11 protein-coding genes are annotated in these 13,829 nt (G+C 63.4%); 7 read left to right on the top strand and 4 right to left on the bottom strand.

What is annotated here, in order from left to right; genetic code table 11:
* The first annotated feature begins 59 nt into the window (after positions 1-59).
* A complete protein-coding gene (locus AC1RJY_RS19095) occupies positions 60-2,168 on the top strand; it encodes a DNA gyrase/topoisomerase IV subunit B (RefSeq protein WP_210064199.1) in 2,109 nt (702 codons plus the stop codon).
* On the opposite strand, the gene AC1RJY_RS19090 is transcribed toward AC1RJY_RS19095, so the two are convergent.
* The gene (locus AC1RJY_RS19090; RefSeq protein ID WP_498603012.1) at positions 2,165-3,376 is read right to left on the bottom strand and encodes an MFS transporter; all 1,212 of its coding nucleotides are present in this window, start codon (positions 3,374-3,376) and stop codon (positions 2,165-2,167) included. The genes AC1RJY_RS19095 and AC1RJY_RS19090 overlap by 4 nt on opposite strands.
* A 33-nt stretch (positions 3,377-3,409) precedes the next feature.
* Between AC1RJY_RS19090 and AC1RJY_RS19085 the strand changes: the two genes are divergently transcribed.
* Positions 3,410-3,946 (top strand): Chromate resistance protein ChrB, encoded by a 537-nt coding sequence (locus AC1RJY_RS19085; protein WP_011774469.1) that lies wholly within the window; start codon positions 3,410-3,412, stop codon positions 3,944-3,946.
* Between the two features lie 13 nt (positions 3,947-3,959).
* Here AC1RJY_RS19085 and AC1RJY_RS19080 read toward each other — a convergent pair whose 3' ends face one another.
* Both AC1RJY_RS19080 and AC1RJY_RS19075 read right to left on the bottom strand, forming a co-directional pair.
* Complete coding sequence (locus AC1RJY_RS19080) at positions 3,960-4,982, bottom strand: M56 family metallopeptidase (RefSeq protein WP_014921394.1); 1,023 nt, start codon at positions 4,980-4,982, stop codon at positions 3,960-3,962.
* A gap of 5 nt (positions 4,983-4,987) precedes the next feature.
* The gene (locus AC1RJY_RS19075) at positions 4,988-5,374 is read right to left on the bottom strand and encodes a BlaI/MecI/CopY family transcriptional regulator (protein ID WP_011774471.1); all 387 of its coding nucleotides are present in this window, start codon (positions 5,372-5,374) and stop codon (positions 4,988-4,990) included.
* Positions 5,375-5,654: 280 nt separating this feature from the next.
* Here AC1RJY_RS19075 and AC1RJY_RS19070 point away from each other — a divergent pair, with 280 nt between their 5' ends.
* From AC1RJY_RS19070 to AC1RJY_RS19055, 4 genes are read left to right on the top strand one after another with little or no spacing between them, the layout of a single operon-like run.
* On the top strand, positions 5,655-7,253 hold the full coding sequence (locus tag AC1RJY_RS19070; RefSeq protein WP_498603011.1) for a cytochrome ubiquinol oxidase subunit I: 1,599 nt from the start codon (positions 5,655-5,657) through the stop codon (positions 7,251-7,253).
* A gap of 18 nt (positions 7,254-7,271) precedes the next feature.
* Positions 7,272-8,354, top strand: coding sequence for a cytochrome d ubiquinol oxidase subunit II (cydB, locus tag AC1RJY_RS19065; RefSeq protein ID WP_498603010.1), 1,083 nt, complete (start codon positions 7,272-7,274; stop codon positions 8,352-8,354).
* Positions 8,355-8,361: 7 nt separating this feature from the next.
* The gene (gene cydD / locus AC1RJY_RS19060) at positions 8,362-11,766 is read left to right on the top strand and encodes a thiol reductant ABC exporter subunit CydD (protein WP_498603009.1); all 3,405 of its coding nucleotides are present in this window, start codon (positions 8,362-8,364) and stop codon (positions 11,764-11,766) included.
* 9 nt (positions 11,767-11,775) lie between these two features.
* The gene (locus AC1RJY_RS19055; RefSeq protein ID WP_014921398.1) at positions 11,776-12,786 is read left to right on the top strand and encodes a GNAT family N-acetyltransferase; all 1,011 of its coding nucleotides are present in this window, start codon (positions 11,776-11,778) and stop codon (positions 12,784-12,786) included.
* A gap of 4 nt (positions 12,787-12,790) precedes the next feature.
* On the opposite strand, the gene AC1RJY_RS19050 is transcribed toward AC1RJY_RS19055, so the two are convergent.
* A complete protein-coding gene (locus AC1RJY_RS19050) occupies positions 12,791-13,309 on the bottom strand; it encodes a DinB family protein (protein WP_014921399.1) in 519 nt (172 codons plus the stop codon).
* 129 nt (positions 13,310-13,438) lie between these two features.
* Here AC1RJY_RS19050 and AC1RJY_RS19045 point away from each other — a divergent pair, with 129 nt between their 5' ends.
* Entirely contained in the window at positions 13,439-13,822 is a 384-nt protein-coding gene (locus AC1RJY_RS19045) for a VOC family protein (protein ID WP_011774476.1), read from the top strand.
* The last annotated feature ends 7 nt before the right edge of the window (positions 13,823-13,829 follow it).

Here is a 13,829-nt window from a genome sequence, read left to right as displayed (position 1 = left end):
ACCAGCCAAAACACGGTTGGGAAGCACCCCGAGATATACCCCGAAGGAGCACACCGCGAGTGGCACCGAGTTCTGAATACAACGCCCGGCATCTGTCCGTCCTTGAGGGCCTGGAAGCCGTCCGAAAACGCCCGGGCATGTACATCGGCTCCACGGACTCCCGCGGCCTCATGCACTGCTTGTGGGAAATCATCGACAACGCCGTGGACGAGGCCCTGGCAGGCTTCGGACATGACATTAAAGTCATCCTGCATGCCGATAATTCGGTCGAAATCCACGATGACGGCCGCGGTATTCCCGTGGACGTAGAGCCCAAGACCGGGCTCTCCGGCGTCGAGGTTGTTTTCACTAAACTTCACGCAGGCGGCAAGTTCGGCGGCGGTTCCTACACAGCCTCGGGTGGATTGCATGGCGTCGGCGCCTCTGTGGTGAACGCCTTGTCCAGCCGCCTCGATGTCCAAGTGGACCGCGGCAGCAAGACCTACCAGATGTCATTCCGCCGCGGCGAGCCCGGCCGCTTCATCGACTCCGGGGCGAAGCCGGGCCCCAATGCAACCTTCGAGCCGTTTGTTGAGAACTCGGTGCTGGATGTAGTGGGCAAAGCCAAGCGTGGTGTGACGGGAACCCGCGTGCGGTATTGGGCAGACCGGCAAATTTTCACCCCTGACGCCAAATTCTCCTATGACGATCTGGCAGCACGGGCGCGCCAAACATCGTTCCTTGTTCCGGGCCTGAAAATCACTGTGCGTGACGAGCGCAAGCTGGCCGGAACACCGGGGGAGGCCGGTGTCCATGAGGAAGTGTTCCACCACGACGGCGGCATCTCCGAGTTCGTTGAGTTCCTCGCTGCAGACTCGGGTGTGACGGACGTATGGCGCCTTCATGGTTCCGGAAAGTTCAAGGAAACCGTCCCTGTCCTCGATGAGAACGGGCACAGCAAGATCGCGGAAGTCGAGCGTGATTGTGAGGTGGACATCGCGCTGCGGTGGGGCATTGGGTACGAGACCACCATGCGCAGCTTCGTCAACATCATCGCTACGCCCAAGGGCGGCACGCACCAGTCGGGATTCGAAGCCGCCCTGCTGAAGACTTTCCGCAAAGCGGTGGAGACGAACGCCCGCAAGCTTAAAGCCGGTAACGACAAGATTGAGAAGGACGATATTCTCGCTGGTCTGACAGCCGTCTTGACTGTCCGGCTTGCCGAGCCGCAGTTCGAGGGGCAGACCAAGGAAATCCTGGGTACCTCCGCGGTCCGGGCCATTGTGGCCAAGGTGGTTGAAAAGGAAATAACCGCAAGGCTTGGCTCAGCCAACCGCAATGACAAAGCCCAGTCCGCGCTCCTGCTGGAGAAGATGGTTGCCGAGATGAAGTCGCGCATCTCGGCGCGCGTGCACAAGGAAACCCAGCGCCGCAAGAACGCCCTGGAAACGTCCTCGATGCCCACCAAGCTTGCAGACTGCCGCACTGATGACGTGGCGCGCTCGGAACTGTTCATCGTAGAGGGCGACTCCGCGCTCGGAACCGCCAAGCTTGCCCGCTCCTCCGATTTCCAAGCCCTGCTGCCCATCCGCGGAAAGATCCTGAACGTCCAGAAAGCATCCGTTGGAGACATGTTGTCCAACGCTGAGTGCGCGGCGTTGATCCAAGTTGTCGGCGCCGGCTCGGGCCGCAGTTTTGATATCGACGCTGCCCGGTACGGCAAGGTCATCCTCATGACCGATGCCGACGTTGACGGTGCGCACATCCGAACCCTGTTGCTGACCCTGTTCTTCCGTTACATGCGGCCCATGGTGGAAGCCGGCCGCGTGTTTGCAGCTGTCCCGCCCCTGCACCGCGTGGAAGTCATCAACCCCGGCCAGAAGGCCAATGAGATGATCTACACCTACTCGGAGGCCGAGCTTCACGTGCTCCTGTCCAACCTTGCCAAGGAAGGCAAACGCTACAAGGAGCCTATCCAGCGCTATAAAGGGCTGGGCGAGATGGACGCACAGCAACTGGCCGAGACCACCATGGATCCGCGGCACCGGACCCTCCGTAAGGTGGGAATCGAAAGCGCCCAGCGTGCCGAGGAAGTCTTCGATCTTCTGATGGGCTCGGACGTTGCACCGCGCAAGGAGTTCATCATTGCCGGTGCCGCCACCCTGGACCGGGAGCGCATCGACGCCTAACCGTGCTTTGGCGGAACCGGCGCAACATCAGCGGCCTGTGGTGTGCGGGCGCCCGGGGCGGCGAACGTAGCCGCTCCCACCGCCAGGGCCAAAGCGCCCAGTCCCCAGGGGAGCCCGGCCGCTACGGCAACGCCGCCCACCAGCAGCGGCCCGCCGGCGTCGCCAAGTTCACGACCCAGCTCGGCTGAGCCCATGGTCCTGCCGAGGCGTTCGGCCGGCGTCGCATCGGCCAGGTGGGCGAAGGCGAGAGGCGTGGAGACGCCGATGCCTGCGCCGATGAGCACTGCTGCGCAATAAATCCAAGCGGCTCCCGGCAATAAGCCGGCCATCAGGGTGCCTACCGAGATAGCCAGCAGGCCGGCCACCATGCCAGGCCTGTCGGCGATTCTTTCGTGGTCCCTCAGCCTGCCCACGCGGGGCTGTATCAGCGCCGAAGCTATGGCCAGCACTGTGACTACGGCAACGCTGCCCGCCGTTCCAAGCCCTTCCCGTGCGGCCAGCGCAGGGAGAAAGCCGACGGCGGCACCCAGTGCTCCCGTGGCAGCGGCCAGCACCAGGGTTGGTCTCAGGAATGACCGCTCGGTGCTTTGTCGCCATACATCGACGATGGTGTACCTGGGGCGGGGAAGCGGCTGCAGGCGGGGCATGGAAGCAAGGGCCCAGACAGCCACGCCCAAGCCCAGGGCGGCCAGGATCCCGAACAGGAGGCTGAAACCGCCGGTGATGATGGCCAAGGCTCCCAGCAACGGACCGATCGCGTAGCCGAGTCCTTTCCATGAGCCGTAGCGGCCAAAGTAGTGGCCCGTCCGGCCGCCTGCAAGCCGTGCAACGCTGGCGGAGGAGGCCGGTGAGAAGGCAGAAGCCGCCATCCCCTGACCCAGGCGGGCGGCTGCCAGCATGGCGGGCTGGTCCGCCCAAAGACCAATCACGGATGCGGCGGAGAAAGCCACAAGCCCGCCTACGATGACCGGTTTGGGTCCGATGCGGTCGCTGAGGGCGCCGAACACCGGTTTGAGGAACACTTCCGCGACGTCGTACAAAGCCAGCAGGATCCCCAGAGTCAGCAGGCTCAATCCGATGTCGGCGCTTTCTGCCCCGAGTCCCGCGGCAACAGCATGGGCGCCGAAGGCGGTGGTAAAGCCTGCGGCGTAGAGGGGCCAACGCTGGCTGGCAGGATCGAAAGACGGAAGTGCCTCTGGTGCTTTCACTCCTTGAATGTAACAGCTGCTACATTCAGGAGTGTGATTGATGAACGTTGGTTGCTCATTCTCGTTCAAGTTCCTGCTCAGCCATCGCGGCACAGGGTGGCTGTGTGGCGGGAGTTGCGGCGGATCGGGGCAGTTCCCTTGTCGCCCGGAACCTGGGTTCTTCCCGCCCACCCGGCCTTCGATGAGGGCCTCGCCCGGACCGAGGCGCTGGTGGCGAAGGGGGATGGGTCCTGGACCTTGGTGGACGCTGCGCCCCGTGGAAAAGGCGCGGATACGTTCCGCGGCGCTTTCCAAGCTGCCAGGCTGGAGGAATGGAAAGAGTTCACGTCGGATTGCACCAAGTTCGAGCTTGAGATCGCCAAAGAGATTTCACAGGAGAAGTTCACGTTCGCTGAACTGGAGGAAGAAGAACAAAGCCTGGAGCGCTTGAGGCGCTGGTACAGGGAGTTGAAGTCGCGCGATGTCCTTCATTTGCCGCAAGCGACGGAAGCCTCAGCGCAGCTTGCTCAATGCGCAGACACCCTGGAGGGCTACGCGTCCTTGGTGTACGACGCGACACTGCCCCAATAGCCGGCCACGCTGGTCAGCCTAATAGTCCCGGGACGATCAACAGTGCAGTGGGCACCGCAAGAAGCAAGGCTGAGGCCGCCAGGACCAGCACTCGCGCAGCCCTGGTGAGTGGAGGCTTGGGTGAGAGCAGGCGGCTGACGCGTGACGCCGTCGTACGTGGAGAATCGGCGCCGCCGGTCGCGCTGACGGCATTGCCCTCGACGACGGCGCCACCGGCGCTGAGTGCTTGGCCGCCGGCCAGCGCCTGACTGCCGTTGAGTGCCTGCCCGCCCAAGGCGGGTTGTGAGGTCCCGCTGGCAACAATGGCGATGGCCTTGATCAGGGTCCCTTTGCTTTCGGTGCGGAGTGCGACGTCGTCGGCCAGCATTTCGATCAAAGAATTAACTGCTGTCTGGGCCAGGCGTGTGGTGGGGAACCATGGCAGGGCTTGCCGCCAAGCAGCAAAGGCCCATAGCAGAAGGTCGTGGCGTTGCGACAGGTGCGCGTTTTCGTGAATGAGCACAGCCCTGAGTTCGGCTGGCTCCAGCGCTGCCATGAGGCCGTCAGACAGCACGGTCACGGACCTGGCACCGCCGGGCAGGCAGTAGGCCACCGGAGATTCGTGGTTGATCACCACGGTGCCCGGGCCGTCGTCGGAAGGTGACGCGAGCAGTGCCAGCAGTTCACGATGCCGGCGGCGCTGGCGTTCGATTTTGTAGTAGGTCAGCAGCAGGGTGAAGACCAGATGCGCGGTCAAGAGGGCGGCGGCTGAGAGGGCAAAGAGGTGCCAGAAGCCCAGCGCCGTGGTGGGTTCGTTATTGAATACCATCCCGGCGAGGCTCTTCAGCCCTGCAATGAGGTTGTCGCCAATGGGCTCGAGGCCGTAGACGAGCATGGCGCCGATCATCGACAAGCCACCGGCGAGGGCTATCGCCTGCCATAGCACCATGGCCGTGAAAGGGGATCGCGCCGGCCACTGCGCGCGGGACAGTAAAACGGGTACCGGCCACGCCAGAATCAATGCCAGGACCGCAAGCAGGTATGAGGTCCAGAACATACTGGCTAATTGTAGCCGAGCAGTTTGCGCAGGGTAGCGGCTTCACTTTCGGTGACGGAGCCAATGAAGCGGGCCAGTACGGCCTCACGGTCCGGGGCGGAGCCCAGAACTTCGTGCATCAGCTCGGCCGTGTGGTCGGCGCGGCTGGAAACGGCCTGGTAACGGTGCGGACGCGTACCGCGTTCACGCTCCACCAGGCCCTTCTTCTCCAGGCGCGAGAGAACCGTCAGCACCGTGGTGACTGCCAGATCCTTGCCCTGATGACCTGCGGTGCCGTCGCCGGCCTCGGAATCCTGCGCCAAAAGATCACGCAGTGTATTGGCGGTTGCAGCCTCCTGGCCTGCCCAGAGCAGATCCATCACTGCCCGTTCCAGTTCCCCAAGACTTGCCATTTATACGTCCCTACCTTCCGCTTCCCGGTGCAGTGTGGCTACTGCGGGGAGCGATGATCCAACATTCCACAATAAATCTACCGCTTTTCAGACCTTCATTCTACGTGAAGTAGAACTATCGGCGCGCCGCGCCGCCGAGCGGACCCTTGCGCGTGGGTTACGCCACTTGAAGAATGGGTTTCGTTGCCCGTCAATTGTTCTACACTGTGTAGAAGAGAAGTTTTCTACGTGACGTAGAAGTAAGGTCATCGTACTTCGGTCCACCGCACAAAGGACAGCCATGGACGCCTTGGAAATCGCACGCTGGCAATTCGGTATCACTACCGTCTACCACTTCATGATGGTGCCGCTCACTATCGGCCTCGGCCTGGTGGTGGCAATCATCCAGACCATCTGGTACCGCACCGGCAAGCCTGAGTACCTTCGCATGACCAAGTTCTGGGGAAAGCTCTTCCTCATCAACTTCATCATGGGTGTAGCCACCGGCATCGTCCAGGAGTTCCAGTTCGGCATGGCGTGGAGTGAGTACAGCCGGTTCGTGGGGGACGTTTTTGGGGCTCCGCTCGCCCTTGAGGCTTTGCTGGCATTCTTCGTCGAATCAACGTTCCTGGGATTGTGGATCTTTGGCTGGAAGCAACTCAAGCGCGGCGTGCACCTGGTCTGCTTGTGGATCGCCGTTGTAGGCTCCGTCTTCTCCGCCTACTTCATCATTGTGGCGAACTCCTGGATGCAGCACCCCGTAGGCGTTGACATGGTGGATGGCCGGCCCGTGATGACCGACGCCTGGGCAGTGTTCACCAACAACACTGCACTGGTTGCCGTGCCGCACACTCTCTTTGGTGCACTGGCTGTTGCCGGCGCCTTCCTGCTGGGCATTGCCTGGTACCACCTGTGGCGTCGCCGCCACGACGGCATTGATGTTGTGGGCGAGGACGGCAAGCTGGTCCCCGGCGAAGCTGCCATCCCGGGCCGCGACAAGGCTGATTACACCGTGTGGATGAAGTCCCTGCGGATCGGTGCTGTGGTGGCCATGATCTCCTTCGCGGGAACCGCCATCACCGGTGACCTTCAAGGCAAGCTGATGTTCGAACAGCAGCCCATGAAGATGGCCGCCGCTGAAGCTGCCTGCCACGACGGCACGGGCTTCTCGGTGCTGAGCGTTGGCAACCTGGGAGCCACCAACTGCGACGACATCGTTGCAGTTATCGAAGTGCCCGGCATCCTCTCTTTCCTGGCCAAGGGCGACTTCACCACTGAAGTGAAGGGCGTGAACAGCCTTCTGGGTGAGTACAAGGAAAAGTACGGCACCCACCTGCCGGACAACCCGCTCTACGGTGAGCGCGCCGGACAGGAAATCCAATACGTTCCCGTCATGGAAGTGACCTACTGGGGCTTCCGTATGATGATCGGTTTCGGCGGCATTGCAGCGTTCGCCGCACTGCTGGCCCTGTGGGTAACCCGTAAGGGCGTCGTTCCCCAATCCAAGTGGCTCATGCGCCTCGCTGTCTTTGGGATCCTCGCTCCCTTCGGCGCCAACGCCGCAGGCTGGATCTTCACCGAAATGGGCCGGCAACCATTCGTGGTGGCGCCCAACCCGGACATGAACGGTATTGACCAGGTCTTTATGTTCACAGCTGCCGCGGTATCCCCGGGCGTCAGCGCGGGAGAACTCATGACCTCGCTGGTGGTCCTCACAGCCATCTACGCCGTGCTGCTGGTGGTAGAGGTCAAGCTCCTGGTCAAGTACATCCGTGGTGGAGTGGCCTCGGCGATGCCTGAACTGGCCCACGCCAAAGACTCAGACAACCAACCCGACAAGAATGACGACGACACCGGCCCGGACAAGTCCGGCGACGACGTCCTGGCATTCGCCTACTAAAGCCAAGGGGCACTGACAATGGAACTGTTGCCAACCATCTGGTTCGTGGCCATCGCGGTTTTGTGGACCGGGTATCTCTTCCTGGAGGGTTTTGACCTGGGCGTCGGCATGCTCATGAAGCTGTTCGCCCGCAACAACACCGACCGCCGCGTCCTGCTGAACACCATCGGCCCTGTATGGGACGGCAACGAGGTGTGGCTGCTCACCGCAGCCGGTGCCACCTTTGCAGCTTTCCCCCTCTGGTACGCCTCGCTGTTCTCCACCCTTTACCTCCCGCTCCTGGCAGTCTTGGCCGCCTTGATCTTCCGGGCTGTCGCATTCGAATACCGCGGCAAGGTGGACTCCGAGAGCTGGCGCAACCGCTGGGACTGGGCGATCGCCGTCGGGTCTTTCGTGGCCGCGTTCGGCATCGGCGCTGCACTGGCGCTCACCACCACGGGGCTGCCCTTGGACGCCAACGGAGACCGCAGCGGTGGCCCGATGTCCTGGTTCAGCGGCTACGCACTCCTGGGTGGTTTTGGTGTCGTGGCCTTCGCACTGGTGCACGCCCTTGCGTTCCTGGCCCTGAAGACCGACGGCGAGGTGCGGTACCGTGCACGCCGCTGGTTTGTGCGGCTGGTTCCGTTTGCGGTGTTGCCGATGTTCGGCTGGATGGTGGCCGTTCAGTTCCTGAGCGGCAAACCGTGGACCTGGGCCTTGGTGGTCGCTGCAGTGGTAGCGGTCGTCCTGGCATGGAGGCTGGCCCGTACTGGGTCCGAAGGGCGCGCTTTCAGTGCTCTCGGCGCGTTCATTGTCTGCGCCACAGCCTCGATCTTCGGAGCCGTGTTCCCTGTGGTCATCCCCTCCACCATCGATCCCGCTTTCAACCTGACCATCTCCAACGCCTCGTCCTCGGACTACACCCTTGGCCTGATGAGCATCGTGGCAGCCGTTGGACTGCCCCTTGTGATCGCCTACCAGTCCTGGACGTACTGGGTGTTCCGACGGCGTGTCAGCGCGGCCCACATCCCCGAAGCGCATGGATTCCTGCCCGCCATCGCCGCGAAGGTCATGATTTCCAAAGACAGCTCGCCCTCCACTCCAAGCCAATCGGGAGACTAGTCGACCCATGAAACCCGTGTTCCCTTCCGGCCCGGCCACGCGATCGGCGCTCTACGCCATTGGCCTGATGTCCGCCCTCAAGGCACTGTCCCTGGTGCTCATGGCCCAGGCTGTTGCAGGGATGCTGGCAGGACTCGCGTCCGGGTCGGAGGAGTGGAACAACGGACTCGTCTGGGGTGCGGTGGGGGCAGTCCTCAGGTCCCTGACCGCCTGGGGCCAAGGCATTGCCTCCAGGCGGGCCGCGCTGGGCGTCAAAGAGGAACTGCGGGCACGGCTCTTGAGGCGCTCGCTGTCCGACGGCGGTTCGTCGCCCGTAGCGGGAATGAACGACGGCGGCCTGGCCATCCTCGCGACGCGGGGACTGGACGCGCTGGACGACTACTACACCCAGTACCTACCTGCCATCGTGAACTGCGCTACGGTCCCGCTGTTGATCGGAGCCCGGATCCTCTTCGCCGACTGGGTAAGTGCCGTGGTGATCGTCCTGACGGTTCCCCTGGTCCCGCTGTTCATGGTCCTGATAGGCAGGCACACCGAAGACACTGTCCAGGAAGCGCAAACCACGCTACGGAAACTGTCCGGCCACATACTGGAGCTCGCCAAAGGCCTGCCTGTCCTGGTTGGCCTGGGCCGTGCCACCGAACAGCGCGCAGCCTTGGAAGACATCTCCGAGCAGTACCGCACCCGGACCATGGGCACCCTTCGCACGGCGTTCCTCTCCGCGCTGGCCCTCGAACTCATTGCAACCATTTCCGTGGCCGTGGTGGCAGTCTTTATTGGCGTCCGGCTGGTACATGGGGACATGCCCCTCGAAGCCGGCCTGCTGGCACTGATCCTGGCCCCGGATTGCTACCTGCCCCTCCGGGAGCTCGGTACCGCGCACCACGCCAGCGATGACGGCAGGGCGGCCCTACAGACCACCAACAAAGTACTGGACGCCCCTTCGCATGAGCGCCTCCAGAATGGCGGGACGTCCGACGCAGCCCCGGCCGGAGTAGTGGTGGCCGACGTGTCGGTGACGTACCACGGAAGGTCCGCTGCCGCCGTCGGGCCTCTCAGCTTCACCGCCCACCAGGGGAGCGTAACAGCCCTCGACGGTGACAGCGGCGCCGGCAAGAGCACGGTCCTCGGGGTCCTCGCCGGCCTCATCGGACAGGGACCCGGCGCCGAGGTCACAGGAGTCATCACAGGTGCGGCAGCAAAGACGGTGGCGTGGGTTCCACAACAGCCCGTCATGGCCGCCGAAACAGTGCAGCAAGAGATTGAGCTCTACCTGGACGGATACGTCGGGAACACCGCTGACGCCGTGACCCGCGTCCTACGGAAGGCCTCGGCCGACCACTTGGCAGCCAAGCATCCCGCCGAACTGAGCCCGGGCGAACTGCGCCGCGTAGCACTTGCCCGTGGATTGGCCCGAGTGGAAGCCGGCGCGACGCTCTTGCTGCTGGATGAGCCCACCGCCCATCTTGACCCGTACTCCGCCAGCGTTGTCCGCCACGCCATCGAGTCGCTTCGCGGCAACGTCACAGTGATCCTGGTGGCCCACGACGCCGCCACCCGGGCGCTCGCCGACCAGCTCGTGCCTGTAGGGCAAAAGAACTCCGTGCCTGCCGTGTCAGCGAAGAACGCACAGCGCACCGTTGCCGCAGCCCAGCCCAACACTGCAGTCCCCGCGAAAGACGCTGCACTCCACGGTGATCTCCTTTCCGTTCCCGCGAACGGTAGCGCGCAGGGTCTTCTGCGGGTGTTGAAACCCGTGCGCTGGAAGTTCGCCGCCGCCGGAATCGTGGCCGTAGTTGCCGCCCTGTTCGCAGTGGCGTTGTCGGGACTGTCCGGGTGGCTGATCATCCGGGCCAGCCAACAGCCACCCATCCTCTACCTGCTCGGCGCGATCGTCGGAGTCAGGTTCTTCGGCATAGGGAGGGCCGTGCTGCGATACTGCGAGCGACTCCTGACCCATGATGCCGTCTTCGCTGCCATGACCCGCCTCCGCGGCGCACTGTGGGCATCACTGAGCCGCAGGGCGCTGTCTCTCCGCCGCCTCCTCCAAGGCGGCAACGTCTTGGGCTCCATCGTGGACGACGTGGACACCCTCCGCGATCTCCTGCCCAGGGTTGTCCTCCCGCCCATGACCGCCGTGGGAGTCGGGGCCGCGGCGATCCTCGCCACAGCCATGGTCTTACCGGAGGCTCTGGCAGCGGTGGTGATGGCCGCCGTCGTGGGGCTGATCCTTGCCCCGACCCTGGCCGTCCTGGCTGACAGGAACGCAGCCAAAGCCGAACAGCACATGCGTTCAGTAGTGCTTCGGGGAGTGGCCGCCGCCCTTGACGCCCGGGCGGAACTCAGCGCCAACGGAGTGAGCGAGCCGGTCCTCGGTGCACTGCGCGACAAAGACCGCACCGCCACCCTCTCTGCACAGCGCTCGGCATGGGCTGAAGGGCTCGGCCAGGCCGTGATCGTTCTCGGGTGCTCCATGGCCGCATTGTGGGCGGGCGTCCTGAGTGCGCCCGCCGTTCTGAACGGCACTGTCGCCCCTGAACTCGCAGCCGTCATAGTCCTGATGCAGCTGGCCCTGGTTGAACCATTCGGGGGCATCGTATCCGCCGTACGCCAAGCGCCCGCGCTCGCAGATGTGCTGGGCCGCGTGGCGGCATCCGGCGCTTTGGACGCTCCCGCTTCACTGAACCAAGCGGAAGACCACGACGGCGGCACCCGGCGCCTGCCGGATCGGCCCGGCAAAGCAGGACTGGAATTGATAGGTGCATCAGCGGCCTGGCCCGGTGGGCCTGACGTCTTTACTGGTGTAAATGCTGTTGCCGAGCCTGGCCGCTGGCTTGCCATAACAGGGCCTTCGGGCGCAGGGAAGTCCACGCTCCTCTCCGTGCTCCTCGGATTCCTGCCGCTGACGGAAGGAACTGTGCAGCTCTCCGGCACAGCGGCATGGTGCCCCCAAGAGGCCCACCTGTTCGACTCCACTCTTCGTGGCAACCTCCTGCTGAGCCGGCCGGCCGGAGCGAAGCCCAGCGAGGCGGAGATGCACAAGGCCCTGGCCGACGTCGGACTTGATTCAGTGGTGAATGCGTTGCCGGATGGGCTCGACGCCCGCATAGGTCCCGGTGGTTCATTCCTGAGCGGCGGCGAACGGCAGCGGCTTGCCATGGCCAGGACCCTCCTCACCGGAGCTTCCGTGTTGTTGCTTGACGAACCAACTGCCCACTTGGACGCGGGCTCGGCCCGGGAAATGATGGCTATACTCCGCAGCGGGCTCAAGGACGTCACTATTGTCCTGGTCACCCATAACCCGGAGGACATTGATCCGGCAGATGCGCGGCTTGAACTGCCCGCGGTCCGATCTGCCGTCAAGCGAAGTCCGGGCGCGGCGGAACTGGTGGGAAGGCCTACTGCTCAGTAGCCTGTTGGCATGCCTTTCGACGCCGCAAGCCAAGCCATGCCTGATGTCCTCGCAACCGGCCTTCAATGGCGGCCGGCCACCATGGAAGACCTGGATAACTGGGCAGGCCTGATCTCCCGGACGGCCGCCGTCGAACATCCCGTCTGGTATGAAAAGCGCGGCGACCTCGTCCACATCCTGCAGTCCACCAAGAACCCGCCGGAAACCAGCACCCTGTTGGGCCTGGACGCCGGGGGAGTAGCGCGCGCCTATGGGCGTATCTCCAAAAACCCCACGGGAGACAAGGCCACAGGAATGGCGTGCGTCGATCCGGAGTGGCAACAACGAGGCATCGGCTCTGCAGTCCTGGTGTGGCAGGAAGGACAAGTGCGCAACCGGTTCCAAGCCGATGAGGCCGCCGGTCACACCACGGCGCCGCCCCGCCTCCGCATCCAGACGGAGGAGCAGCACGAACATCAGGCAACACTCCTGATGGGGCACGGCTACGGGGCCGTGCGCTGGTTCAGCGAAATGCACCGGCCATTGACTGCGGAACTGCCTGAAGTCCGGCTTCCCGCCGGACTTGAGCTCAGGACCCTCGATCCATCGCTCTTCGAACCCGTGCGCCAAGCCCACAACGATGCGTTCAGGGACCACTGGGGGAGCGAACCGCGGGACGAAGAATCGTGGCGGTTCACCATCGAGGAACCCACTGCCCGGCACGATCTGGGCGCGGTGGTTATCGACCAAGCCAAAGGCGAGGTGGCCGGATACCAGCTGACCAGCTTCGATCCCGACTCTGCCGCGGACCGCGGTTTCAAGGAAGGCTACACGGAGCTCCTTGGCGTGCGGCGTGCCTATCGCGGCCGGGGCATTGCCCAAGCACTGCTCGCCGATGCCATGCAGCGCTACGCCTCGGCGGGAATGGACGTGGCATCACTGGACGTTGACTCAGCCAACCCCACCGGGGCGCTGGAACTCTACCTTGGCATGGGCTATACGCCCGTGAACCGCAGCATGACGTGGGAGAAAATGCTCTAGGTTCCTAGCCGTCCACATCATGAAGATGGTGAACAACATCGTGGAGGAAGTACTGGGAGAACGTCAGCACGGTAAATGAGGATCCATTGCTGCGCGTTCCGGTACGCTGCCAGTCATCCTCGGTGACCCGTGCAAAGGACTCGGCAATCTCCGTACCCTCGGCCTCAAGCTGATCGGCCACCGTCCGTGGGTCCGCCGAACCGTACTCTCCGTCGATCGCGGCCTGGTCCTGGTCCCAGTTGGCGAACCGGGCGTCGTCCTCCGTCAGCATCAGGTTGAGACGCTGGTCGAAAAGGCTGAAGACGTCCCGGACGTGGCATGCGTACTCCAGGTTGGACCAGGTGTGGTCATTAGGACGTGTGGCAACGTCCTCCCGGCGCAGGACGGCACGCCACCGGGGGAGCATGTTGACGACGGTGCCAGGCACCGTGGAGGGAGTCACGGTCGCGGGATCAAAACCGCACTCGGGGCAGGGCTGTGAGAGCACCCAGGTCCAGTCTTTTTCATCAGGGATGATCGGCATGCGGCCAGTCTAAGCTGATCCGCTCCGTGCCTCTGGGCAGCCCACGAAATATGGTGTCGTTTTCCAATTACTTACCGACCCGCCCAAGAGTAAAGTTCGTTCCGGGGGGAGAGCCGGAAAGAGAAAACAATGCTCAAGGATCAGCAGGTTGGTGCCGTCCTACCGGCACAGGACATAGCCCGGGCACGCGCGTACTACAGCGAAAAACTTGGACTGGAACCCGAAAATCCGGACGACGACGACAACCTCCAGTACAGGTGCGGCGATGGAACCGGATTCTTTGTCTATCAGACGTCGAATGCAGGGACTGCGAAGAACACCCAAATGGGCTGGACTGTCAGTGATGTCAAGGCCACGGTGCAGGAGTTGCGCGGCAAGGGAGTCAAGTTTGAGGACTACGACTTCCCTGGCCTGAAGACCGAAGACGGCATCGCCACGATGCCCGATGGAAGCGCTGCAGCATGGTTCCTTGACAGCGAGGGAAACATACTCAGCATCAACCAAACCGGCTAGCCCATGC

Source organism: Arthrobacter sp. GW822-FHT05G07, from assembly GCF_058799755.1.
Note: the sequence above shows the minus strand (reverse complement) of the source record. Positions and strands in the feature narration are given on the sequence as shown.

What these genes read in the sequence shown, in the direction of transcription:
- AC1RJY_RS19080 (WP_014921394.1), bottom strand. Translation starts at nt 4,982, where the DNA reads ATGTTCTGGACCTCATACCTGCTTGCGGTCCTGGCATTGATTCTGGCG.
- AC1RJY_RS19075 (WP_011774471.1), bottom strand. Translation starts at nt 5,374, where the DNA reads ATGGCAAGTCTTGGGGAACTGGAACGGGCAGTGATGGATCTGCTCTGG.
- AC1RJY_RS19070 (WP_498603011.1), top strand. Translation starts at nt 5,655, where the DNA reads ATGGACGCCTTGGAAATCGCACGCTGGCAATTCGGTATCACTACCGTC.
- cydB (WP_498603010.1), top strand. Translation starts at nt 7,272, where the DNA reads ATGGAACTGTTGCCAACCATCTGGTTCGTGGCCATCGCGGTTTTGTGG.
- cydD (WP_498603009.1), top strand. Translation starts at nt 8,362, where the DNA reads ATGAAACCCGTGTTCCCTTCCGGCCCGGCCACGCGATCGGCGCTCTAC.
- AC1RJY_RS19055 (WP_014921398.1), top strand. Translation starts at nt 11,776, where the DNA reads ATGCCTTTCGACGCCGCAAGCCAAGCCATGCCTGATGTCCTCGCAACC.
- AC1RJY_RS19050 (WP_014921399.1), bottom strand. Translation starts at nt 13,309, where the DNA reads ATGCCGATCATCCCTGATGAAAAAGACTGGACCTGGGTGCTCTCACAG.
- AC1RJY_RS19045 (WP_011774476.1), top strand. Translation starts at nt 13,439, where the DNA reads ATGCTCAAGGATCAGCAGGTTGGTGCCGTCCTACCGGCACAGGACATA.